The 22,128-nt window shown below is 76.7% G+C and carries 19 protein-coding genes and 1 pseudogene; 14 read left to right on the top strand and 6 right to left on the bottom strand.

Annotation, left to right across the window (positions count from 1 at the left end):
- Positions 1-25 precede the first annotated feature (25 nt).
- The 8 genes from JIG38_RS13960 to JIG38_RS20305 all read left to right on the top strand — a co-directional run bounded on the left by JIG38_RS13960 (position 26) and on the right by JIG38_RS20305 (position 9,627).
- Entirely contained in the window at positions 26-946 is a 921-nt protein-coding gene (locus JIG38_RS13960; RefSeq protein ID WP_199424430.1) for a phosphoribosylaminoimidazolesuccinocarboxamide synthase, read from the top strand.
- A 353-nt stretch (positions 947-1,299) separates the two neighbouring features.
- On the top strand, positions 1,300-2,328 hold the full coding sequence (locus JIG38_RS13955; protein WP_199424429.1) for a siderophore-interacting protein: 1,029 nt from the start codon (positions 1,300-1,302) through the stop codon (positions 2,326-2,328).
- An 83-nt stretch (positions 2,329-2,411) separates the two neighbouring features.
- Positions 2,412-3,473, top strand: a complete 1,062-nt coding sequence (locus tag JIG38_RS13950; RefSeq protein ID WP_199424428.1) for an iron-siderophore ABC transporter substrate-binding protein — start codon at positions 2,412-2,414, stop codon at positions 3,471-3,473.
- Positions 3,474-3,543: 70 nt separating this feature from the next.
- Positions 3,544-4,596 (top strand): iron chelate uptake ABC transporter family permease subunit, encoded by a 1,053-nt coding sequence (locus tag JIG38_RS13945; protein WP_199424427.1) that lies wholly within the window; start codon positions 3,544-3,546, stop codon positions 4,594-4,596.
- Positions 4,593-5,654: a FecCD family ABC transporter permease gene (locus tag JIG38_RS13940; protein WP_307844937.1), complete on the top strand. Its 1,062-nt coding sequence runs from the start codon at positions 4,593-4,595 to the stop codon at positions 5,652-5,654. Before JIG38_RS13945 ends, JIG38_RS13940 begins: the two co-directional genes overlap by 4 nt.
- 113 nt (positions 5,655-5,767) lie before the next feature.
- Positions 5,768-6,535 carry an ABC transporter ATP-binding protein gene (locus tag JIG38_RS13935; protein WP_307844939.1) on the top strand — a complete coding sequence of 256 codons (768 nt, stop codon included), beginning with the start codon at positions 5,768-5,770 and terminating at the stop codon, positions 6,533-6,535.
- Between the two features lie 299 nt (positions 6,536-6,834).
- Positions 6,835-8,289 carry an amidohydrolase gene (locus tag JIG38_RS13930; protein ID WP_372419897.1) on the top strand — a complete coding sequence of 485 codons (1,455 nt, stop codon included), beginning with the start codon at positions 6,835-6,837 and terminating at the stop codon, positions 8,287-8,289.
- An 84-nt stretch (positions 8,290-8,373) separates the two neighbouring features.
- Positions 8,374-9,627 carry an alcohol dehydrogenase catalytic domain-containing protein gene (locus tag JIG38_RS20305; RefSeq protein ID WP_233405019.1) on the top strand — a complete coding sequence of 418 codons (1,254 nt, stop codon included), beginning with the start codon at positions 8,374-8,376 and terminating at the stop codon, positions 9,625-9,627.
- Positions 9,628-9,813: 186 nt separating this feature from the next.
- Here the strand turns inward: JIG38_RS20305 and JIG38_RS13920 are convergent, their stop codons facing one another.
- A complete protein-coding gene (locus tag JIG38_RS13920; protein ID WP_199424425.1) occupies positions 9,814-11,178 on the bottom strand; it encodes an HNH endonuclease signature motif containing protein in 1,365 nt (454 codons plus the stop codon).
- Positions 11,179-11,247: 69 nt separating this feature from the next.
- On the opposite strand from JIG38_RS13920, the pseudogene JIG38_RS20300 reads away from it, so the two are divergent.
- A pseudogene (locus JIG38_RS20300) lies at positions 11,248-11,346 on the top strand (SDR family oxidoreductase); the annotation flags it as partial.
- Positions 11,347-11,398: 52 nt separating this feature from the next.
- Here the strand turns inward: JIG38_RS20300 and JIG38_RS13915 are convergent.
- A complete protein-coding gene (locus tag JIG38_RS13915) occupies positions 11,399-12,166 on the bottom strand; it encodes a DUF4190 domain-containing protein (protein ID WP_199424424.1) in 768 nt (255 codons plus the stop codon).
- A 245-nt stretch (positions 12,167-12,411) separates the two neighbouring features.
- On the opposite strand from JIG38_RS13915, the gene purS reads away from it, so the two are divergent.
- Genes purS through JIG38_RS13900 form a run of 3 tightly spaced genes read left to right on the top strand, consistent with a single transcriptional unit; the run spans position 12,412 to position 14,455 of the window.
- Positions 12,412-12,675, top strand: a complete 264-nt coding sequence (purS, locus tag JIG38_RS13910; RefSeq protein WP_199424423.1) for a phosphoribosylformylglycinamidine synthase subunit PurS — start codon at positions 12,412-12,414, stop codon at positions 12,673-12,675.
- Positions 12,672-13,415, top strand: a complete 744-nt coding sequence (gene purQ, locus JIG38_RS13905; RefSeq protein ID WP_199424422.1) for a phosphoribosylformylglycinamidine synthase subunit PurQ — start codon at positions 12,672-12,674, stop codon at positions 13,413-13,415. The genes purS and purQ overlap by 4 nt, the downstream gene beginning before the upstream one ends.
- Before the next feature lie 44 nt (positions 13,416-13,459).
- The gene (locus tag JIG38_RS13900) at positions 13,460-14,455 is read left to right on the top strand and encodes a GNAT family N-acetyltransferase (protein WP_307844935.1); all 996 of its coding nucleotides are present in this window, start codon (positions 13,460-13,462) and stop codon (positions 14,453-14,455) included.
- 53 nt (positions 14,456-14,508) lie between these two features.
- Here the strand turns inward: JIG38_RS13900 and JIG38_RS13895 are convergent, their stop codons facing one another.
- Genes JIG38_RS13895 through JIG38_RS13885 form a run of 3 tightly spaced genes read right to left on the bottom strand, consistent with a single transcriptional unit; the run spans position 14,509 to position 18,117 of the window.
- A complete protein-coding gene (locus JIG38_RS13895) occupies positions 14,509-15,408 on the bottom strand; it encodes a MaoC family dehydratase (RefSeq protein WP_307844934.1) in 900 nt (299 codons plus the stop codon).
- Between the two features lie 25 nt (positions 15,409-15,433).
- The gene (locus JIG38_RS13890) at positions 15,434-16,789 is read right to left on the bottom strand and encodes a 3-oxoacyl-ACP reductase (RefSeq protein ID WP_199424421.1); all 1,356 of its coding nucleotides are present in this window, start codon (positions 16,787-16,789) and stop codon (positions 15,434-15,436) included.
- Positions 16,786-18,117: an acetyl-CoA C-acetyltransferase gene (locus tag JIG38_RS13885; RefSeq protein ID WP_199424420.1), complete on the bottom strand. Its 1,332-nt coding sequence runs from the start codon at positions 18,115-18,117 to the stop codon at positions 16,786-16,788. The genes JIG38_RS13890 and JIG38_RS13885 overlap by 4 nt, the downstream gene beginning before the upstream one ends.
- Before the next feature lie 123 nt (positions 18,118-18,240).
- Between JIG38_RS13885 and JIG38_RS13880 the strand changes: the two genes are divergently transcribed.
- Positions 18,241-19,068, top strand: coding sequence for a TetR/AcrR family transcriptional regulator (locus tag JIG38_RS13880; RefSeq protein ID WP_307844933.1), 828 nt, complete (start codon positions 18,241-18,243; stop codon positions 19,066-19,068).
- The gene (locus JIG38_RS13875) at positions 19,065-21,200 is read left to right on the top strand and encodes an acyl-CoA dehydrogenase family protein (RefSeq protein ID WP_199424419.1); all 2,136 of its coding nucleotides are present in this window, start codon (positions 19,065-19,067) and stop codon (positions 21,198-21,200) included. The genes JIG38_RS13880 and JIG38_RS13875 overlap by 4 nt, the downstream gene beginning before the upstream one ends.
- Positions 21,201-21,240: 40 nt before the next feature.
- On the opposite strand, the gene JIG38_RS13870 is transcribed toward JIG38_RS13875, so the two are convergent.
- Positions 21,241-22,086 carry an alpha/beta fold hydrolase gene (locus JIG38_RS13870; protein ID WP_199424418.1) on the bottom strand — a complete coding sequence of 282 codons (846 nt, stop codon included), beginning with the start codon at positions 22,084-22,086 and terminating at the stop codon, positions 21,241-21,243.
- Positions 22,087-22,128: the final 42 nt, after the last annotated feature.

The raw sequence follows: 22,128 nt of genomic DNA, 5'->3' as shown, positions 1-22,128 counted from the left end.
GCGCGCGGCTGGGAGACTGCGGGGCATGACCGCCGTCGACATCCCGGGCTGGACGCACACCTACTCGGGCAAGGTCCGCGACCTCTACGTGCCCGCCGCAGCGCACCCGGACGGCGACGTCGTCCTCGTCGTCGCGAGCGACCGGATCAGCGCGTACGACCACGTGCTCGCCACGCCGGTGCCGGGCAAGGGCGTCGTGCTCACGCAGCTGAGCCTGTGGTGGTTCGACCAGCTCGCCGACCTCGTGCCGCACCACGTCGTCACCGCGACCCCGGAGCGCGACGGCGGCGGCGTGCCCGACGTCGTCGCGGGGCGCGCCATGGTGTGCCGCCGGCTCGCGATGGTCCCCGTGGAGTGCGTCGCGCGCGGCTACCTCACCGGGTCCGGGCTCGCGGAGTACGGGGCGTCCGGAGAGGTGTGCGGCGTGCCGCTGCCCGCGGGCCTCGTCGACGGCTCGCGCCTCGAGGCGCCCATCTTCACGCCGGCCGCCAAGGCCGACCTCGGCGAGCACGACGAGAACATCACCTTCGACGCGGTCGTCGAGCGGGTCGGCGCCCAGGACGCGGAGAGGCTGCGCGACCTCACGCTCGCCGTCTACGCGCGGGCCGAGGGGATCGCGCGCGAGCGCGGCGTGCTGCTCGCGGACACCAAGCTCGAGTTCGGCCGCGCGCTCGAGGGGCCGCACACGGGCGCCCTGGTGCTGGGCGACGAGGTCCTCACGCCCGACTCGTCGCGGTTCTGGCCGCTCGACGGCTGGGAGCCCGGGCGCGCCCAGCCGAGCTTCGACAAGCAGTACGTGCGCGACTGGCTCACGTCGCCCGCGTCGGGCTGGGACCGGGCGTCGGACGCCCCGCCCCCGCCGCTGCCCGACGACGTCGTCGAGCGCACCCAGGCCCGCTACCTCGAGGCGTTCGAGCGGCTCACGGGACGCACGCTCGCGCTCTGACCCCTCTCCCGGGGGACAGCCCGAGGCCTCCGTGCCGGCCGGCGCGGAGCGTCGTGCCACGACACGCCGGCGGGTCGCGGCACGCGGCTCCGCGAGCTGGGCACGCGGCTCCGCACGGAGGCACGCGGCTCCGCTCGGAGGCACGCGGCTCCGCACGGGGGCACGGTGCTCCGCCCAGCCGTCACGGGCGGCGCGGGCGGCAGGAGCCCTGTGACGCGGTTCACAGGCCCGGAGGTGAGGGCAGGGTTATCTTCGTTAGGTAAGCCTATGCTTTACTGACGCCAGGCCAGGGACCTCGGTCGCGCCGGCCCCGACCCCGTCAGCACGCAGCACGCAGCACCGCGAGGAGCCCGATGTCCGCGAGCACGCTCACCCGCGCGGAGCCCGCCTACCGGGCCTTCGAGGTCGAGGTGGTCCGCGCGCGCCGGCTCTCGCCGAGCTTCCTGCGCATGACGTTCTCGGGTGACGACCTCGCGCTCTTCGCGGCCGACGGCTTCGACCAGCGGATCAAGCTCGTCCTGCCGGCCGCGTGCGGCGCCCGCGTCGACCCGGGCCTGTTCTCGGACGACTCGTGGTTCGAGACGTGGCGCGCGATGCCCGACGACGAGCGCTACCCCCTGCGCACCTACACCGTGCGCGCGGTGCGCCAGGCGCAGCGCGAGGTCGACGTCGACGTCGTCCTGCACGGGGTCGAGCCCGGCGCCGTGACGACCCGCGGCTGCGGGCTCGCCGAGCTGCTCGGCTGCGCGTGCTCGGCCCAGGCCGGCCCGGCCGTGCGCTGGTGCGCCGCGGCGCGCGCGGGCGACCCGATCGTGCTCATCGGCCCCAACGCGCGCTTCGAGGGCCCGGCCGGCGGCATCGAGTGGCAGCCGCCCGCCGACGCGCGGACGGTGCTGCTCGCGGGCGACGAGACGGCGGTGCCCGCCGTGTGCGCGATCGTCGAGCAGCTGCCCGCCGACGCGCGCGGCCACGCCTTCCTCGAGGTCCCCACCGAGCACGACGTGCTCGACGTGCGCGCACCCGCCGGCGTCGAGCTGCACTGGCTGCCCCGGCGCCGCGTCGCCGACGGCGGCGCGACCGCCGAGGCCGAGCACGGCAGCCTGCTCGCGGCCGCCGTCCGCGCTGCCGCCCCGTCGGCCGTCGCGACCACCGCGCCGCGCCCCGCGGCCGACGTCGTCCTCGACGAGGTCGACGTCGACCACGGGATCATGTGGGAGGTGCCGGAGCAGCCCCTCGCCGCCGACGGCCTCTACGCCTGGGTCGCCGGCGAGGCCGGCGTCGTCAAGGAGCTGCGGCGCTTCCTCGTGCGCGACCTCGGCGTCGACCGCCGGTCGGTCGCCTTCATGGGGTACTGGCGCCACGGTCGCGCCGAGGCCTCCTGAGTCGCAGGACCCGCACCACCCGCACCACCCGCGCACCCCCGGCGCCCTCCGCGCCGCACCGGCACGCCTCGATCGGAGCCCTCATGTCCCCCGCCAGCACCCCGCGCCGCCGTCGCTCGACGGGGATCGCGGTCGCCGTCGCCGCGACCCTCGCCCTGGCCGCGTGCGGCGGGACGTCGGACGGCACGGACGACGACGCCGGCGCGACCGAGGCCCCCGCGGGCGACTCCGCGTTCCCCGTGACGATCGAGCACGCTCTCGGCAGCGCGACGATCGAGGAGCAGCCCGAGCGCGTCGTGACGATCGGCTGGGGCTCCCAGGACACGGTGCTCGCGCTCGGCACCGTCCCGGTCGGCGTGCCGCTCGACGGCTTCGCCGGCGACCCGGAGACGGGCCTGCTGCCGTGGACCCAGGAAGCCGTCGAGGAGCTGGGCGGCGAGCTGCCGACGACCTTCGTCGACCTGCCGGAGGTCGACGTCGAGGCGGTCGCCGAGCTCGCGCCGGACCTCATCCTCGCCACGTACTCGGGCATCTCGCCCGAGGTCTACGCGCAGCTCGAGCTCATCGCGCCGACCGTGGCCTACCCCGACCAGCCGTGGCTCGTGAGCTGGCAGGACCAGACGACGATCAACGGTCGCGCGCTCGGCCAGGAGGCCGAGGCGGAGCAGCTCGTCGCCGACATGGAGGAGCTCCTGGCCCGGACCGGCGCGGACAACCCCGAGCTCGCCGGCACGACGTTCGCCTACGTCTACGCGAGCCCCGACGGCACGCTCTCGGCGTACGTCGAGGGCGACCCGCGCATCGACATGCTCACGGGCCTCGGCATGGAGCTCGCGCCCGGCGTCGCGGGCCTCGAGGCGCCCGAGGGCACGTTCTTCGTCAACCTCGGCACGGAGAGCACCGACCTGCTCGACGACGCCGACGTGCTGATCACGTGGTTCAACGACGAGGAGGAGCAGGCGACGGTCGAGGCGCTCGGCACGTTCGCCGCGATCCCGGCCGTGCAGCGCGGCAGCTACCTGCCGATCCTCGACCGTCAGCTCGGCATGGCGATGAGCACGACGACGGCGCTCAGCCTGCCCTGGGGTCTCGAGGCGTTCGTCCCGCAGCTCGTCGAGGCCGCGGGCAAGGTCGGCACGGCCTGACGAGGCGGGACGGCACCCGACGCGGCGGCGCGCGGCGCACCAGGATCGCTCCCGTGACGGCGGCCCACCCATGACGACGGTCCGACTGCGGCCCGTCGGCCCGACGCGCGCGGCGCACCCGACCGCGCGCCGGGCCCTCGTCGTGCTCGGGGCGCTGGCGCTGCTCGCGGTCGCCGTCGTGCTCAGCATCGCCGTGGGCGCGCGCGGCATCCCGCTCGACGACGTCTGGCGGCACCTCGTGGCACCCGACGGGTCGAGCGACGCCGCGATCGTGCAGGAGGTCCGTGTGCCACGGACGCTGCTCGGCATCGCGGCGGGGGCGGCGCTCGGCCTCGCGGGCGCGCTCATGCAGTCGCTGACGCGCAACCCGCTCGCGGAGCCGGGGCTGCTGGGCGTCAACGCGGGTGCCGCCGCCGCCGTCGTCGGAGGGATCAGCCTGCTGGGGCTGACGACCGTCGGCGAGTACGTGTGGCTCGCGTTCGCCGGTGCGGGCGGCGCCGCCGCGCTCGTCTACCTCGTCGGGGCGCGCACGGGCGGGCGTGCGGCGTCCGGGACGCCGGTGCGGCTGGCGCTCGCGGGTGCGGCGATCACGGCCGTGCTCATGGCCGCGGTGTGGACCATGACGTTCGTCGACCGCCAGGCGCTCGACCTCTACCGCTTCTGGGCCGTCGGCAGCCTGTCCGGGCGCGACCTCGACGTGCTGGCCCGCGTGCTGCCCTTCCTCGTCGCGGGCGTCGTCGTCGGGCTGTTGCTCGCGGCGCCGCTCAACGCGATGGCGCTCGGCGAGGACACGGGCCGCGCGCTCGGCCTGCGCCCCGGCGTGGTGCGCGCCGTCACGGGCGTCGTGGTCACGCTGCTCTGCGGCGCGGCGACGGCCGCCGTCGGGCCGCTCGCGTTCGTGGGGCTCGCCGTGCCGCACGCGGTGCGCGCCCTCACCGGCCCGGACGACCGCTGGGTGCTGCCGCTCTCGACGCTCGCGGCGCCCGTGCTCCTCCTGCTCGCCGACGTGCTCGGCCGGGTCGTCGCGGCGCCCGCCGAGATCCAGGTCGGCGTCGTCACGGCCTTCCTCGGGGCGCCGGTGCTGGTCGCGCTCGCGGGCCGGCGCAAGGTCGTGGCGCTGTGAGCGCGCCACCCGTCGCCCGGGCCGGTGGCCCGTCCGTGCCCGGACGCGTGCTGCGCGTCGGCGGGCTCTCGGCGCGCTGGCAGCCGCGCGCCGCGCTGGTGTGCGCCGCGCTCGTCGTCGTCGCGGCCGTGCTCGTCGTCGTCGCCGTGTCCGCGGGGGACCGCCCGCTCGCACCGGGCGACGTCGTGCGTGCGCTGCTCGGGGGCGGCGACGAGGGGACGCGGTTCCTCGTCGTGACCCTGCGCCTGCCGCGCGCGCTGGCCGCCGTGGCCGTCGGCGCCGCGCTCGGGGCGAGCGGCGCGCTGTTCCAGACCGTCGTGCGCAACCCGCTGGGCAGCCCCGAGCTCATCGGCTTCACGCAGGGCGCGTCGGCGGGTGCCGTCGCGGGCATCGTGCTCGCGGGCGCCACGGGTGCGACGCTCCTGGGCTCCGCGCTCGCGGGAGGCGTGCTCACCGCGGTGCTCGTCTACCTCGCCGCGTTCCGGCGCGGGCTGCTCGGCACGCGCCTCGTCCTCGTGGGGATCGGCGTCGGCGCGATGCTCAACGCCGTGACGTGGTGGCTGCTCACGCGCGCCGAGCTGACGCAGGCGCAGGTCGCGTCGGCGTGGCTCGTCGGGTCCCTGAACGCGCGCTCGTGGGACCACGTGGTCCTCGTCGGGGCCGTGCTCCTCGTGCTCACGCCGGTCGCGGTCGTGGCGTCGCGCTGGATGCGCGTGATCGAGCTGGGCGAGGACGCGGCGGCCGCGCTCGGCCTCCCCGTGCGACGGGCGCAGCTGCTGCTCGTGGCGCTCGGGGTCGCGCTGTGCGCGGTCGGGGTCGCCGTGGCGGGGCCGGTACCGTTCATCGCGCTCGTCGCGCCCCAGGTCGCGCGGCGCCTCGCGCGCGGCGCCGTCCTGGGGCTCGTCCCCTCCGCGCTCGCCGGGGCCGTCCTGCTCGTCGCGGCCGACGTCGTCGCGCAGCGGGCGCTGCCCGTGCCGCTGCCCGTGGGGGTCGCGACGGGCGTCGTCGGCGGGGTGTACCTCGCGTGGCTGCTCACCCGGGAAGGACGGCGCTCGTGACCGAGCCGCACGGCACGCCGAGCGACGACGCGCCCCACGACGACGCGCCCCACCAGGACGCGCCCCACGACGACGCGCCACGGGGGCGACCGCCGCACCTCGCGGCCGACCACGTGACGCTCGCCTACGACCAGCGCGTCGTCGTCGAGGGCCTGTCGCTCGACGTCCCGGACGGCTCCTTCACGGTCGTCGTCGGGCCCAACGCGTGCGGCAAGTCGACGCTCCTGCGCGGCCTCGCCCGGCTGCTCACGCCGCGCTCGGGCGCGGTGCTGCTCGACGGCCGCGCCGTCCACACGCTGCCGACCAGGGAGGTCGCGCGCCGCGTCGGGCTGCTCCCGCAGAGCGCCGTCGCCCCCGAGGGCATCACCGTCGCCGACCTGGTCTCGCGAGGGCGCTACCCGCACCAGGGCCTGCTGCGGCAGTGGTCGGCGGCCGACGAGGGCGCCGTCGCGCACGCCATGGCGCTCACCCACGTGACGGACCTCGCGGACCGGGCCGTCGACGAGCTCTCGGGCGGGCAGCGGCAGCGCGTGTGGCTCGCGCTCGTGCTCGCGCAGGAGACGCCCGTGCTGCTGCTCGACGAACCCACGACCTTCCTCGACATCGCGCACCAGTACGAGGTCCTCGACCTGTGCGCCGGCCTGCACGAGCAGGGACGCACGCTCGTCGCCGTGCTGCACGACCTCAACCAGGCGGCGCGCTACGCCACGCACCTCGTCGTGATGAAGGACGGCGCCGTCGCGGCCCGGGGCGCGCCCGGCGACGTCGTCACGGCGCGGCTCGTCGAGGACGTCTTCGGTCTGGCGTGCCGTGTGGTGCCCGACCCGGCGAGCGGCACACCCCTCGTGGTCCCCGAGGTGCGAGCCGTGCGCCGCCGCTGAGCGGGGCTGGATCCTCACCGGGGCGCCGGGGCGCCGGGGCGCCGGGTGCCGTGGCGCGGTCGCTCATCCCGGGGCGCCGTCGGCGGGTCATCGCCGCGGCCGTCCCCTGGGAGGATGGGGCCGTGCACGCGGCCGACCCTCACCAGCCCACCGCCGGACCGCTCCTGCTGCGCGGCGCACGCGTCGTCGACGTCGTGCCCTCCGTGCGCCTCGCCACGTCGCCGGACCCCGTGTCGGGCACGACGCCCGCGGGCGCGCACGCCGGGACACCGGACGCGCGGCAGGACGCGCCGCAGGACGTGCTCGTCGTCGACGGCGTCGTCGTCGCGACGGGTGACGCGGCCCGCGCCGCGCTCGCCGACCTCGGGGCGGGCGCGCGCGCCGCGCTCGAGACCGTCGACCTCGACGGCCGCTGGCTCGCGCCCGGCCTCTGGGACGCGCACACGCACATGGAGCAGTGGGCGCTCGCGCGGCAGCGGCTCGACGTCTCGGGGGCGTCGTCGGCCGCGGAGGCGGCCGCGCTGGTGCGCGAGCGCCTGCGGACCGCCGCCCCGCCGCCCGGCACCGCGCTCGTCGGGCTCGGGTTCCGGGACGGGCTGTGGCCCGACCTCCCGACGTCGGCCCTGCTCGACGACGCGGCGGCGGCCGCCGGGCACCCGGACGTGCCCGTGGTGCTCATCAGCGGCGACCTGCACTGCGGCTGGCTCAGCACGCGCGCGGCCGAGGTGCACGGGCTCGCTGGCGTGGTCGGCCGCGACGGCACCGGCCTGCTGCGCGAGCACCCGTGGTTCCCCGTTCTCGACCGCCTGGACGACGCGGGGCCGGACGTCGTGGACGGCTGGGTGCAGGACGCGGCGCGCGCGGCCGCCCGGCGCGGCGTCGTCGGCGTCGTGGACTTCGAGATGGCCGGCGCCGTGCCGGCGTGGGAGCGGCGCGTCGCGTCCGGGCACGCCGACCTGCGCGTCGTGGCCTCGGTGTGGGCCGCGGGGCTGGACGACGTCGTCGCGCGCGGCCTGCGCACCGGCGACCGCCTCGCCGACCTCCTCACGATGGGACCGCTCAAGGTCATCAGCGACGGCTCGCTCAACACGCGCACCGCGTACTGCCACGACCCGTACCCGGGCCTCTCCGGCCCGGACTCGCACGGGACGCTGTCGGTGCCGCCCGAGGAGCTGCGCCCGCTCATGGCACGCGCGACGGCCGCCGGCCTCGCCTGCGCCATCCACGCGATCGGCGACCGCGCCAACGCGCTCGCGCTCGACGCGTTCGCCGCGACGGGTGCGTCCGGGAGCGTCGAGCACGCGCAGCTGCTCGCGACGGACGACGTCGCGCGGCTCGCGCTGCTCGGAGTCGTCGCCAGCGTGCAGCCCGAGCACGCGATGGACGACCGTGACGTCGCCGACCGCCACTGGGCGGGGCGGACGGCGCGGGCGTTCCCGCTGCGCGCGCTGCACGCCGCCGGGGTGCGCCTGACCCTCGGCTCGGACGCCCCGGTCGCGCCGCTCGACCCGTGGTCCGCGATCGGCGCCGCGGTCGACCGCGCGCGTGACGGGCGCGAGCCGTGGCACCCCGAGCAGCGGCTCGCCGCGGACGTCGCGCTCGCCGCGTCGGTGCGCTCGAGGGTCGCGGTGGGCGAGGTCGCCGACCTCGCGGTGCTCGACGCCGACCCCCTCGCGACGCGGGGCGACGCCCTGCGGGCGATGCCGGTCGCCGGGACCCTGCTGGCGGGACGGTGGACCCACCGTGCGCTCTGAGCCTCGCCTCGCGGTGGCGGCCCGCCGGACGCCGACCGTCGTCCTGCCGCGCGGCGCGGCGCCGTCCGCGGGAGGTGCGCGCTGATGCGGGCCGTGGTGTTCGAGCGGTCGGGTGGCCCGCTCGTGGTGCGCGACGTGCGCGAGCCCGCGTGCCCGATGTCCGGCGCGGTGATCCGGGTCGAGGCGACCGGCGTGTGCCGGAGCGACTGGCACGGCTGGCAGGGCCACGACGACGGGATCGCGCTCCCGCACGTGCCGGGCCACGAGCTCGCGGGGACCGTCGTCGCCGTCGGCCCGGCCGTGCGCGCGTGGCGGGTGGGGGACCGGGTCACCGTGCCGTTCGTGTGCGCGTGCGGCGAGTGCGCCGCGTGCCTCGCGGGCGAGCACCAGGTGTGCGAGCGCCAGACCCAGCCGGGGTTCACGCACTGGGGCTCGTTCGCCGAGCGGGTCGCGATCGACCACGCCGACGTCAACCTCGTGCGCCTGCCCGACGGGATGAGCGCGGTGACCGCGGCGTCCCTCGGCTGCCGCTTCGCCACCGCGTACCGCGCCGTGGAGGTGCACGGACGGGTCCGACCGGGCCAGTGGGTCGCGGTGCACGGGTGCGGCGGGGTCGGGCTGTCGGCCGTGATGATCGCGGTCGCGGCCGGCGCGCGCGTCGTCGCGCTCGACGTCTCCGCCGCGGCGAGGGCGGCCGCGCTCGACCTGGGCGCCGAGGTCGCCCTCGACCCCGCCGAGGTCGCTGGTTCGCGTCCGGCCAGCCGCGCCGAGGTCGCTGGTCCGAGCGTTTCCACACCCGCCGAGGTCGCTGGTCCGAGCGTTACCACACCCGCCGAAGTCGCTGGTCCGAGCGTCTCCACACCCGCCGAGGTCGCTGGTCCGAGCGCCGATGATGACGTCCCGGCGCCGCGCGCGCGTCGGTCACGCCACCGGGACGACGCGCGCGACCGTGCCGCCGCCGTCGGGGCGCGCGTCGCCGAGGTCACGGGCGGCGGTGCGCACGTGTCGCTCGACGCGCTCGGTGACCCGGTCGCCGCCGCGGCGTCGGTGCTCGGGCTCCGCCGGCGAGGGCGGCACGTCCAGGTCGGGCTCCTCCTCGTGGGCGACGCGTGGAGCGCGCTCCCGATGGACCGCGTCGTCGCGTGGGAGCTCGAGCTCTACGGCAGCCACGGCATGGCGGCCCACGAGTACGCCTCGATGCTCGCCAGGGTGGCGTCGGGCGTGCTCACGCCCGACCGCCTCGTCGCGCGCACGATCGGCCTCGACGACGCGGGCGCCGCGCTCGCCGAGATGGGCCGGGGCGCGCTCGGCCCGGGCATGACCGTCGTCGTGCCCTAGGGACGCGCCGCCCGGTCCTCACGCACGACGGCGGATGCCCGACCTGGACGCACGGCGTGGATGCACCGCGTGGACGCACGGCGTGGACGCACGGCGTGGATGCGCGGCGGGCGGCTGGCGCTCGCGTAGCGGTGAGCCGCCACGGCGGCGCGGCGATGTGCGACCGCGGCCGCCGGACGGGCGTCGCTAGAACGGCGGCGGCACGAAGTCGACGTGGACGCCGTCGGGCAGCGGCAGGGGAGGGGGCCGGTCCGGCGGCGGGTGCTCCGGGGGTCGTCGATAGGTGCGGCCGGCCGGTGAGCGCCACACGGTGTGCCCGGCCGGTGTGCGGAGCGGGCTCCAGTCCTGGTGCGTCTTGAGGCGGTGGTGGTGCCGGCACAGGGCGTGGAGGTTGTCGGGGCACGTCTGGTCGCGCTCGGCGATCGGGTCGAAGGCCTCGACGTGGTCGACGTCGCACCGTCGGGCCGGGATGCGGCAGCCGGGGAAGGTGCAGGTCCGGTCCCGGAGGGCGACGGCGTCCCGCAGCGCCTGGGTCGGCGCGTAGCGCCGGGTGGACCGCGCGAGCGGAGCGCCCGTCCGCGCGTCGACGAGCAGCGGCTCCCACGTGGCCCCGGCAGCGATGCGGCGCGCCAGCTGGGCGGGCACGGGACCGTAGCCCTCGAGGTGCGCCGGCGTGTCGCTCAGCCCCGCGACGGCGAGCGCGGTCGCCGTGAGCACGAGGTGCGGGCGCCGCCCCTGGCGGCTCACGAGCGGCGTCCCGTCGGGCGCCGTCCCCGCGTCGAGCCACCGGGTCACGACGTCGACCAGGGCGTCGGCCCGGCGCGCGTCGCGCGACCGCGCGTCCTCGTCGGCGTGCTGGTCGGCCATCGCGGTGAGCGCGGTGTGGATCGCGACCGCGTCATCGGCGGGCAGGTACGCGCTCAGCCAGGCCATGGAGTCGGGTGCGGGGGACAGCTCGACGCGTCGGCGCTCACGGGCACGCTCGGTGCGCCGCACGGCGCCCTCGGGGTCCCGGACGATCTCCATGCGGCGCAGGCGCTGGCGCAGCTGGGGTGCCGTGCACTCGCGTGCGGCCGGCAGCGTCGCGACGGCCACCTCTCGCGCCGCCGGGGCGGGGAGGTGCGCCAGGTCGTCGGCCAGCACGGCGGCCCGCCGCACGTCGAGCTCACCCCGGGCGAGCGCGTCGGCGACCTCTGGGAGCACGTCCAGCCCCGCCGCGAGCGCGACCTTGCCCTCGGCCGCCGCGCGCGTCAGCAGGAGACGCGCGGCGAGCTCGTCCCCGACGCCGCCGTCAGAGCCGGCAGGACGACGGCGCGCGAGCTCCTGGACGACGCGCGACTGCGCCGCCGCGGCCCACGAGACGACCCGCTCCCACGCCGCGGCCATCTCGACCAGGGCGGCGTCGTCGACGTCGGCCGGCTCGAGGTCGAGGAGCTGCTGGACGAGCGGGACTCCGGGCGCGGCGGCGTCGAGCTCGGCGGCGAGCCGGTGGCGCACCGACCACTCCCACTCGTCGCCCCACGTGCCCGTCGGCACCCGCGATCCGCCCATACCCGGACACTACGGGCGACCACTGACACGGCTGCGGGACAGCAGGTGCCGCTGGTCTGCGGACCCGACGCCGGCGACGTCACCGGGGCGTCGTGGGTGGTCGACGGCGGCATGATGCAGATGGAGCCGCAGGCGGGATCGCACCTCGAGTCGCACGACTGGCGGCGGCCCTCGGCGGGAGCGCCCGGGAGCGCGGGGCGGCGCAGGTCCGGATCGGGGGTCAGGCGCCCGGCAGCAGCATGCTCCAGCCCACGAGGATCGCGCCGATCGTCGCGAGCACGCCCACGACGATGGCGAACCAGCTGCGTCCCGAGCCGTGGCCGCCCGTCCGGGCGCGCCGGAGCCCGAGCACGCCCAGCAGGATCGCGACGGGTCCGAGGATCCAGAAGACGAGGGCGACGATCGCCACGTAGCCCGCGGCGATCGAGACGCCCGAGCGGCCGACCGGGAGCAGCCAGTGGATCGTGTCCTTCGGCCCGTGCGCGGGCTCGGCGGGCGCGGGTGCCCAGCCCTGCCGCGGCGTGGCGGCGGCGTACCCGGAGGGTGCCGCATACGCCGGCTGCCCGGCGTAGGTCGGCTGCCCGGCGTAGGCGGACGGCGCTGCGTACGGCGAGGGTGCGGCGTAGGCCGAGGGTGCGGCGTAGGCCGAGGGCGCGGGAGCGGCCGAGGAGGAGTACGGCGAGGGAGCGGCGAAGGCCGACGGCGCGGCGTACGGCGAGGATGCGCCGTAGGCCGAGGGCGACGCGTAGCCCGACGCCGCCGTGGTCGAGGGTGCGGCGTAGCCCGAGGGTGCGGTCGCCTCCGTGGCGTGCGGGCCGGGGCCGCCCGCCGGGGCCCAGGCCGTCGCGGGGTCGGCCTCGGCCGCGGCGGCGGGGGGCGTCGGCGTGGTCGCCGTCGTCCAGGTGGACCCGTCGTGCCAGCGCAGCAGACCGTCCGTCTGCGGGCACGGGTACCAGCCCGGCTGCACGCCGGTGGGAACGTGGGTCATCCTCGGGAGGTCGACCGGCGCACGACGGCGCTTGAGCGTCGCAGCGCGCGATCACCCGTCCGCCAAAGTGGCGTGCGTCACACGCCGGCCTGCAGCGGCCGCCGCGGCCCCGCGCCGGCCCTGCCGCCGGCGCCGGACGCGCCGCCCCCGGGTGGGCAGCCGACTGGTGGGCAGCGCCGCCGGTGCGTCGGGACGCGCAGGTACCCTGGGCCTGCCTCCCGCCGCACCAGACCCAGGAGCCCTCTGTGGGACGAGTCGTCGTCGACGTCATGCCGAAGCCCGAGATCCTCGACCCGCAGGGCAAGGCCGTGGCCAACGCCCTCCCGCGTCTCGGCTTCCACGGCTTCACGAGTGTCCGGCAGGGCAAGCGCTTCGAGCTCGAGGTCGACGGTGACGTCACCGAGGACGTGCTCGACGCCGTGCGACGGGCCGCCGAGACGCTCCTGTCGAACCCCGTGATCGAGGACGTCGTGCGGGTCGCGGAGGCAGTCGAGGAGGAGCGCGCATGAGCGCCCCGACCACCGAGCGACCCGCGACCGACGGCGGCGTCGACGGCGCCCGCATCGGCGTCGTGACGTTCCCCGGGACGCTCGACGACCGCGACGCCGCGCGCGCCGTGCGCCTCGCGGGCGGCACCGCCGTGCCCCTGTGGCACGCCGACGCCGACCTGCACGGGGTCGACGCGGTCGTGCTCCCGGGCGGGTTCTCCTACGGCGACTACCTGCGCGCGGGCGCGATCAGCCGCTTCGCCCCCGTGATGGGCTCGCTCGTGGACGCGGCGCGCGGCGGGCTCCCCGTGCTCGGCATCTGCAACGGGTTCCAGGTGCTCTGCGAGGCGCACCTCCTGCCCGGTGCGATGATCAAGAACGACCACCGCACGTTCCTGTGCCGGGAGCAGGTGCTGGTCGTCGAGAACGCGGACACCGCCTGGACGCGCGAGTACGAGCGCGGCGAGCACATCGTCATCCCGCTGAAGAACCAGGACGGCCAGTACGTCGCGTCCGAGCGGGACCTCGACGAGCTCGAGGCCGAGGGCCGCGTCGTCTTCCGCTACGAGGGCTGGAACCCCAACGGCTCGCGCCGCGGGATCGCCGGCATCGCCAACGCCGCGGGCAACGTCGTGGGGCTCATGCCGCACCCCGAGCACGCGGTAGAGCGCGGCTTCGGGCCCGACGGCGACGCGGGCCCGCGCACCGGCACCGACGGCCTGCGCTTCTTCACGTCGGTGCTCGGCACGCTGGTCCGCTGACCGGGCAGCCCGAGCCGACCCGGCCGCCCGACGACGCCGATCCGGTGAGCACCCCACCCCCCGGCATCACCGTCGAGCCGGTGCCCTGGCACGACGACGACGCCGCACGCCTGCGCGACGAGCAGCAGGCGGAGCTCGCCGCGCGGTACGACGGCGTCGAGGACATCGAGCCGGTCCTCCCGCCCGACGAGATGCTCGCGACGGTGCTCGTCCGGCTGGACGGGGACGCGGTCGCCTGCGGCTCGCTGCGCGCGGCCCCGGCGTTCGGCGAGGCCCACGGCGAGCTCAAGCGGATGTTCGTCCGCCCGGCCGCGCGGGGCCGCGGCCTGTCCCGTCTCGTGCTGCGCGAGCTCGAGCGCGTCGCGGCCGACGCCGGGCTGCGGCGGCTGCTGCTCGAGACGGGCGTCCGCCAGCCCGAGGCGATCGGCCTCTACCGCTCCGCCGGGTACCGCCGGGTCGAGAACTACGGGCCGTACGTCACCGAGCCGTCGTCAGTCTGCTACGCGCGCTGGCTCGACCCCGCGCTGGCGACGCGCGCGGTCCTCCTCAACGGCTCGGTCGGGTCCGGGAAGTCGACGGTCGCGTCCGCCGTCGGCGACCTCCTCCAGGAGCGTGGCGTGCCGCACGCCGTGCTCGAGGTGGACGCCCTCTGCGACGTGTGGCCGCCGCCCGCGGGCGACCCGTTCGCCGACGCCGTCGCCCTGCGCAACGTCCGCGCGGTGGGCCGCGCCGCCGTCGACGCCGGCTACCGCCACCTCGTGCTCGCGCGCGTGGTCGAGCGCCCCGAGGACCGCGAGCGGTACGAGGCCGCGCTCGACGGCGCCGACGTCCGCGTCGTGCGGCTCACCGCGCCCGAGCCCGTGCGCGTCGCGCGGCTCGAGGCGCGCACGCCCGCCGGACCCTCGCGGGCGTGGCACCTCGCCCGGACGGTCGAGCTCGAGGCCGTGCTCGCGGCGGCGGCGCTCGACGACGCCGTGGTCCTCAACGACGGGTCGCCTGCCGACGCCGCCCGGGAGGTCCTCCGCGCCCTCGCCTGGTGACCCGGTCGTCCGGTGGCCAGGTCGACGCGCGTGCGGCGTGGCGGTGGGGCGGGTCAGGGGAGCGGGGTGACCCGGCCCTCGAGGTGCTTCCTGCCCGTGCGCGCGTGCCACGCGACGAAGGCGTGGCCGTCGCCGTCGGGTGCGACGCGGACGGAGGCCGTCCCCGGCACGAGCACCGGCGCGGCGAACTCGACCTCCCACCGGTAGGCGTCACCGCGGGCGCCGGGCCCGACGTCGGCGAGCGTGCGCGCCGCGGTGTACATGCCGTGGGCGATCGTGCGCGGGAAGCCGAACGCCTTGGCCGCGAGCGACGACGTGTGGATGGGGTTGCGGTCGCCCGAGACGGCCGCGTACCGGCGTCCGACGTCGACCGGCAGCCGCCACTCGCCCGTCGGCGTCGGCGGCCGCCAGGCCGGACCCTTCTGCTTCGCGGGGACCGGGGCGCCCGCGAGGCGCGCGCCGCGCGCCAGGTAGGTCGAGACCCCGGTCCACACGACGTCGTCGCCCACGCGCGCCTCGCCGACGAGGTCCACCGTGACCCCCGCCCGGTGCGCCCGGAGGTCCCGGGCGCCCACCTGGACGTCGAGGGCCGTGCCGAGGCGGACCGGCGCGCGCTGCTCGACGCGGTTGGCGAGGTGCACCATGCCCAGCAGCGGGAGCGGGAAGTCGGCGCGGATCATGAGCGCCGTCTGCAGCGGGAACGCCAGCACGTGCACGAACCCCGCGGGCAGCACGTCGCCGGCCGGCTCGCCGACGAGGTGCTGGTAGGCGGTCAGCCGCTCGGCGTCCGAGATCACGCCGCGGACGAGCAGGTCGACGTCCGGCACCTCGTCGACGCCGACGGGCCGACGCGGCGCCATCATCGCGACCGCCGACGTCGTGACGCCCTTGACGTACGTGCGGGCGAGCGGCGGCATGGCCGCGAGCTCGACGACGCGCCGGGGCGCCCTCACCGGCGCCACCGCCCGCGTGCGCCGCTCACGCGCCGACCATGTTCTGGCCGCACACGCGCAGCACCTGACCGTTGACCCCACCGGCCTGCGGCGTCGCGAGGAAGGCGATGGTCTCCGCGACGTCGATCGGCTGGCCGCCCTGCTGCAGCGACGACAGGCGCCGCGCCGCCTCGCGCATCGCGAACGGGATGCTCGCGGTCATGTCGGTCTCGATGAAGCCCGGGGCGACCGCGTTGACGGTGCCACCGAGCGACGCGACGCGCGGCGCGAACGCCCGGACCATGCCGATGACGCCCGCCTTGGACGCGCCGTAGTTGGTCTGCCCGCGGTTGCCCGCGATGCCGCTCGTCGACGCGAGCGCGATGATCCGCGGCGCCGGCCCGAGCGTCCCGGACGCGAGCAGCTCCTCGGTGATCCGCAGCGGCGCGGTGATGTTCACCGCGAGCACCGGGTCCCACTTCGCGGGCGTCATGTTCACCAGGAGCTTGTCCCGCAGGATGCCCGCGTTGTGCACGACGACGTCGAGGCGGCCGTGCCGTGCGGCGACGTGCGCGAGGATCTTCGCCGCGGCGTCGTCGGCCGTGACGTCGAGCTGGAGCGCGGTGCCGTGCACCTCGTTCGCGACCGAGGCGAGCGCCTCGCCGGCCGCCGGGACGTCGACGACGACGAGCGTCGCGCCGTCCCGCGCGAGCGTGCGCGCGATCGCCGCCCCGATACCCCGGGCCGCCCCGGTGACGACGGCGACCTGGCCGTCGAGCGGGCGGGACCAGTCCGCGGGCACCGCGCCGCCGTCGGACGTGACCTGCAGCAGCTGCCCGTCGACGAACGCGGACTTCCCCGACAGCAGGAAGCGCGTCGCGCCGACGACGCTCGGCGCGTCGACACCGACGCCGTCCGCGAGCACGATGCCGTTGCCCGTCGCGCCCGCGCGCAGCTCCTTGGCGAGCGAGCGCAGCATGCCGTCGACCCCCTGCCGCACCGCGGCGAGCGGCGCGGGCAGCGCCCCGGGCTCACCCGGGGCGCGCGAGATCACCAGGACCCGCCCGCCCGGGGCGAGGCGCTTGAGGGGTGCCGCGACCGCGAGCATGGGCTCGGCGAGGTCGGCCGGCTCCCGGACGCCCGTGAGCACGAGCACGATCGCGCCGAGGCGGTCGGTGTCCCCGGCGTGGCGGTGCACGTCGAGGTCGAGCCCGAGCAGCTGCTGCGCGACGAGGTCGGCCTCGGCCTCCGCGGCCGCGTCCGCCACGAGCAGCACCGGGCCCGGGACGAGCGGGGCGCCCTCCTCGTGCCGGCGGAGCACCGCGGGCCGCGGCAGCTTGAGCTGCTTGGCGATCTTCTTCGTGAACCCGGAGTTGACCAGGTCCAGGTAGGTGTCGGTCACGCTGCCTCCAGGATCGCGACGACGCCCTGCCCACCGGCAGCGCACACGGAGATGAGACCACGCGAGCCCGGGCCCCGGGCGGCGAGCGCCTTGGCGAGGGTCGCGACGATGCGTCCACCGGTCGCGGCGAACGGGTGGCCCGCGGCCAGCGACGAGCCGTGCACGTTGAGCCGGCTGCGGTCGATCGAGCCGAGGGCGCCCGGCAGGCCGAGCCGGTCGCGGCAGTACTCCTCGGACTCCCACGCGGCGAGGTTGCACAGCACCGTCGAGGCGAACGCCTCGTGGATCTCGTAGAGGTCGAAGTCCTGGAGGGTGAGGCCGTTGCGGGCGAGGATCCGGGGCACGGCGTGCGCCCCGGCCATGAGCAGCCCGTCGCGGCCGTGCACGAAGTCGACCGCACCCGCCTCGGCGTCGACGACGCTCGCGAGCACGGGCAGGCCGCGCTCGGCGGCCCAGGCGTCGCTCGCGAGGAGCACCGTGGCGGCGCCGTCGGACAGGGGCGTCGAGTTCCCCGCGGTCATGGTGGCCGGGGTGTCGAGGCCCGTCCCGAACACGGGCTTGAGCGAGCCCAGCTTCTCGAGCGACGTGTCCGCACGGAGGTTGGCGTCGCGCGTCAGGCCCCGGTACGGCGTGAGCAGGTCGTCGAAGAAGCCCGCGTCGTACGCCGCGGCGAGGTTCTGGTGGCTCGCGAGGGCGAGCTCGTCCTGCGCCTCGCGCGTGATCGCCCACGCGGCGGTCGTGAGCGCCTGGTGCTCGCCCATCGACAGGCCGGTGCGCGGCTCGCCCGTGGTCGGCGCCGACGGTGCCAGGTGGCGCGGGCGCAGCCGGGCGGCGGCCGCGAGCTTCTGCTGCGGCGTCTTCGCGCGCGAGAGGTCGAGCAGCACGCGCCGGAGCGGGTCGCTCACCACGATGGGGGCGTCCGACGTCGAGTCGACGCCGCCCGCGATGCCCGACTCGAGCTGCCCGAGCCGGATCTTGTTGCTCAGCCCGACGACGGTCTCGAGGCCGGTCGCGCACGCCTGCTGCAGGTCGTACGCCGGCGTCTCGGGCGACAGGGGCGAGCCGAGGACTGCCTCGCGCGTGAGGTTGAAGTCGCGCGAGTGCTTGAGCACGGCACCGGCCGCGACCTCGCCGATGCGCTCGCCCGCGAGGCCGAAGCGGGCCACGAGGCCGTCCAGCGCGGCGGTGAGCATGTCGAGGTTGCTCGCCCGCACGTAGGGGCCGCCCGCGCGGGCGAAGGGGATGCGGTTGCCCCCGACGACCACCGCGCGGCGCGGGGTCCCGCCGGGCGCGTCGGGTGCAGGGGGTGTGGTGCGGGGTGCCGCCATGGGACGGGGTCCTCTCGCGTCGTCGTCGAGCCGGTGGCCGGACGCCCGGGACCACGGTCCCGGGCGATGGGGCACGCGCACTGCTAGTGCCTGCGACGAACAGTACCTGATACTGTCGGTTTCGTGAGCCCCGTCACACCCGCGTCGCCGCCGTCGTGGCCGCCGTCGGTCGCTGCACCGACCGCCGTGCCGGCGGCCGCCGCGGCGAGCCCGGTCGAGGAGGTCCTCGCCCACGAGGTCGCCGACGGGCGCTCCCGCCGCTGGGACGACCACCGTGCCGCCCGCCGTGCTGAGCTGGTGCGGGCCGCGCGACGCACCGTGCACCGCACGGGCGCCGACGTGTCGATGGAGGAGATCGCGGCCGCCGCGGGCACGTCCAAGTCGATCGTCTACCGCTACTTCGCCGACAAGTCCGGCCTGCAGGTCGCCGTCGGCGAGGCGGTCGTGGCGCAGATGCACGACGCGCTCGACGAGGCCGCGCGCACGGCCGCGACGCCGCGCGACGGACTGCGCGCGATGATCGACGTCTACCTCGAGATGGTCGAGGGCTCGCCCAACGTCTACTGGTTCGTCACCCGTCCGCTGAGCGAGGACGCGTCGAAGCCGCTGGGGCACTTCCTCGAGGCGGTCGCGGGCATGGTCGCCCGGCCGTTCGCGCGCGTGCTCACTGGGGGTGCGCCGCAGGCCATGCCGTTCGAGGTGGACGTCTGGGCCGCCGGCGCGGTGGGCTTCGTGCGCGGTGCGGGCGAGTGGTGGCTGACGCACCGCGACGAGCCGTCCGCGCCGACCCGCGAGGAGCTCACCGAGCGCGTGACCGCCTGGCTCTGGGCCGGCCCGGTCAGCGTCCTGTCGCGCTCGCGCGGGGACGCCGCAGACCCCCGCCCCTCCGTTCCTCCCCTGCCCGTGCCGACCACCGACCCGACCGACCTCACCGCCGAGGAGCAGTCATGACGACCCTGAGCGAGAAGCGCCCCACCACGAAGGCCCGGGCGTCGTCGACGCCCGAGCGCGTCGACGTCCCCGCCCTCGAGGAGGTGCTCCTCGGCCGCTGGGCGGGGGTCCGCCGCAGCGCGCGCGCCTTCCTGGCAGACCCGCGTCTGCACCGCGTCGAGGGCCTGTCGATGGCCGACCACCGCGAGCGCGTGCTCGAGCAGCTGCGCATCCTGGCAGCGGAGGGCGACGTCCTGCGCGCGTTCCCGAGCGATCTGGGGGGCGCGGACGACCACGGCGGCAGCCTCGCGCGGTTCGAGGAGGTCATCACCGCGGACCCGTCGCTGCAGATCAAGGCCGGCGTCCAGTGGGGCCTGTTCGCGTCGGCGATCCTGCACCTGGGCACCGAGGACCACCACCGGCGGCTGCTGCCCGGCGCGATGTCGGTCGACGTCCCGGGCGCGTTCGCGATGACGGAGACCGGGCACGGCTCGGACGTCGCGAGCATCGCGACGACGGCGGAGTACGACCCCGTGACGCAGGAGTTCGAGATCCACACGCCCTTCCGCGCGGCGTGGAAGGACTACCTCGGCAACGCCGCCCTGCACGGCACCGCCGCCGTGGTGTTCGCCCAGCTCATCACGCAGGCGCCGGGCGGGCCGCGCGTCAACCACGGGGTGCACGCCTTCTACGTGCCGCTGCGCGACCCGGCGACGGGCGCGTTCCTCCCCGGCATCGGCGGCGAGGACGACGGCCTCAAGGGCGGGCTCAACGGCATCGACAACGGGCGGCTGCACTTCACGCGTGTGCGGGTCCCGCGGACCAACCTGCTCAACCGCTACGGCGACGTCGCCGCCGACGGCACCTACTCCTCGCCGATCGCGAGCCCGGGGCGTCGCTTCTTCACCATGCTGAGCACGCTCGTCCAGGGACGCGTGTCGCTCGACGGCGCCGCGGTGAACGTCAGCAAGCTCGCCATGATCATCGCGATCTCCTACGCCAACGAGCGTCGGCAGTTCGCCGGCCCGGGGTCGTCGGACGAGGTCGTCCTGCTGGACTACGCCGAGCACCAGCGGCGCCTCCTGCCGCTGCTCGCCCAGACGTACGCGGGGGCCTTCGCGCACGAGCGTCTCCTCGAGACGTTCGACGCCGTGTTCTCCGGGGAGAGGGACACCGACGAGGACCGCCAGGACCTCGAGACCATCGCCGCGGCCCTCAAGCCGTCGTCGACGTGGCACGCGCTCGCGACGCTGCAGTCCGCGCGCGAGGCGTGCGGCGGCGCCGGCTTCCTCACGGAGAACCGGATCACCTCCCTGCGTGCCGACCTCGACGTCTACGTGACGTTCGAGGGCGACAACACCGTCCTCCTGCAGCTCGTCGCCAAGCGCCTGCTCGCCGACCACGCCAAGGAGTTCAAGGACATCGACGCGGGCGGGATGGCGCGCTACGTCGCGACGCGCGCGGCCGACGCCGCGCTCCACCGCACCCCGCTCATGCGCGCCGTGCAGATGCTCGCCGACGGCGGCGACGCCCGGCGCTCGGCCGGTCAGCTGCGCGAGACGAGCACGCAGCGCGAGCTGCTCACGGACCGCGTCGAGACGATGGTCGCGGAGGTGGCGGACGCCCTGCGGCCCGCGATGAAGGCGCCGCAGGCGGAGGCCGCCCGGCGGTTCAACGAGCACCAGCACGCCCTCATCGAGTGCGCCCGGGCGCACGCCGACCTGCTCCAGTGGGAGGCGTTCACCGCGGGCCTGGAGAAGGTCGACGACCCGGGCACCCGCCAGGTGCTCACGTGGCTGCGCGACCTGTTCGGCCTCGTGACGATCGAGCGGAACCTCGCCTGGTACCTCATCCACGGGCGTCTCTCGGCGGGTCGCGCGCGGACCGTCACGTCCTACGTCGAGCGGCTGCTCGCGCGGCTCCGGCCGCACGCCCAGGACCTGGTCGACGCGTTCGGCTACGGGCCCGAGCACGTGCGCGCGCCGATCGCGAGCGGCGCCGAGGCGGTCCGGCAGGACGAGGCGCGCGAGCACTACCGGCGCCTGCGCGCCTCGGGGGACCTGCCGATCCCCGAGAAGAGCGTGGCCGCGACCGGCACCGCGTCGGCGATCCCGGCCCCCGCGGTGGCGCCGGCGGCGCCGAGCCCGACCTGACGGGCGGGCGCGGCGGTGCCGGGCCGGATCCCGGCGCGGCTCAGCGCAGGTGCGCGAGGACGGCGGCGGCGACGTCGTCGGGGCGGTGCTCGGGGAGCCAGTGGTCCGCGTCGAGCTCGACGTGGCGGTAGGGACCGAGGACGAAGCCCGCGGTCCGCTCCGCCGCGTCGTGCGCGACGAACGGGTCCCGGCGGCCCGTGACGAAGGTCGTCGGCACGCGCGTGCGGCCGGCGCCACGGCCGCGCGCGAGCGGGATCGCCCGGTACCAGGCCAGGCCGGCGGTCAGTGCGCCCGGCTCGAGCATCCGGGTGGTCCAGCGCTGCGCGTCGTCGGGGGCGAGGCCCGCGCGCTCGAGCGAGCGGCGCAGGCGTGCGCCGCCCCGGGCGAGCAGCCGCGCCTCGGGCAGCCGAGGCACCTGGAACGCGAGCATGTACGACGAGCGCCGCGCCTGGGCCGGGCGACGCAGCGCGGCCGCCATCGCCGCCGGGTGCGGGGTCGTCAGCGAGGTGACCGAGAGCGTCCGGTCGGGGTGCCGTCCCGCGAACGTCCACGCGACGGTCCCGCCCCAGTCGTGCCCGACGAGGTGCGCGCGCTCGACGCCGGCCGCGTCCAGCAGGGCCACGACGTCGGCCACGAGCTCGGGCACGACGTACGGACGCCGGCCCGGGGGTCGCGCCCTCGGCGAGTAGCCGCGCTGGTCCGGTGCGAGGACCCGCACGCCCGCGGCGGTGAGCCGCCCCGCCACCGCGTCGAACACCGACGCGCTCTGCGGGAAGCCGTGCAGGGCGACGACGGTCGGCGCGTCGGCCGCGTCCTGCCCTGCGGTGCCCGCGGGCGCGTGGTCGACGACGTCGAACGTCAGGCCCGCACGCGTGAAGGAGTCCATCCGTGCAGCAGACCACACCCGGCGCCACGCGGCAGGAGCGGC

Origin of the sequence: Actinotalea solisilvae (assembly GCF_016464425.1) — a bacterium.
GTDB classification, from domain to species: domain Bacteria; phylum Actinomycetota; class Actinomycetes; order Actinomycetales; family Cellulomonadaceae; genus Actinotalea; species Actinotalea solisilvae.
The sequence above is the reverse complement of the archived record's forward strand: the minus strand, read 5'-3'. Positions and strand labels throughout refer to the sequence as shown.

Excerpts from the sequence above, each read along its gene's own strand:
- JIG38_RS13955 (WP_199424429.1), top strand. The coding sequence starts at position 1,300 with ATGTCCGCGAGCACGCTCACCCGCGCGGAGCCCGCCTACCGGGCCTTC.
- JIG38_RS20305 (WP_233405019.1), top strand. The coding sequence starts at position 8,374 with ATGCGGGCCGTGGTGTTCGAGCGGTCGGGTGGCCCGCTCGTGGTGCGC.
- JIG38_RS13870 (WP_199424418.1), bottom strand. The coding sequence starts at position 22,086 with ATGGACTCCTTCACGCGTGCGGGCCTGACGTTCGACGTCGTCGACCAC.
- JIG38_RS13875 (WP_199424419.1), top strand. The coding sequence starts at position 19,065 with ATGACGACCCTGAGCGAGAAGCGCCCCACCACGAAGGCCCGGGCGTCG.
- JIG38_RS13945 (WP_199424427.1), top strand. The coding sequence starts at position 3,544 with ATGACGACGGTCCGACTGCGGCCCGTCGGCCCGACGCGCGCGGCGCAC.
- JIG38_RS13920 (WP_199424425.1), bottom strand. The coding sequence starts at position 11,178 with ATGGGCGGATCGCGGGTGCCGACGGGCACGTGGGGCGACGAGTGGGAG.
- JIG38_RS13950 (WP_199424428.1), top strand. The coding sequence starts at position 2,412 with ATGTCCCCCGCCAGCACCCCGCGCCGCCGTCGCTCGACGGGGATCGCG.
- JIG38_RS13915 (WP_199424424.1), bottom strand. The coding sequence starts at position 12,166 with ATGACCCACGTTCCCACCGGCGTGCAGCCGGGCTGGTACCCGTGCCCG.
- JIG38_RS13960 (WP_199424430.1), top strand. The coding sequence starts at position 26 with ATGACCGCCGTCGACATCCCGGGCTGGACGCACACCTACTCGGGCAAG.
- purQ (WP_199424422.1), top strand. The coding sequence starts at position 12,672 with ATGAGCGCCCCGACCACCGAGCGACCCGCGACCGACGGCGGCGTCGAC.
- JIG38_RS13885 (WP_199424420.1), bottom strand. The coding sequence starts at position 18,117 with ATGGCGGCACCCCGCACCACACCCCCTGCACCCGACGCGCCCGGCGGG.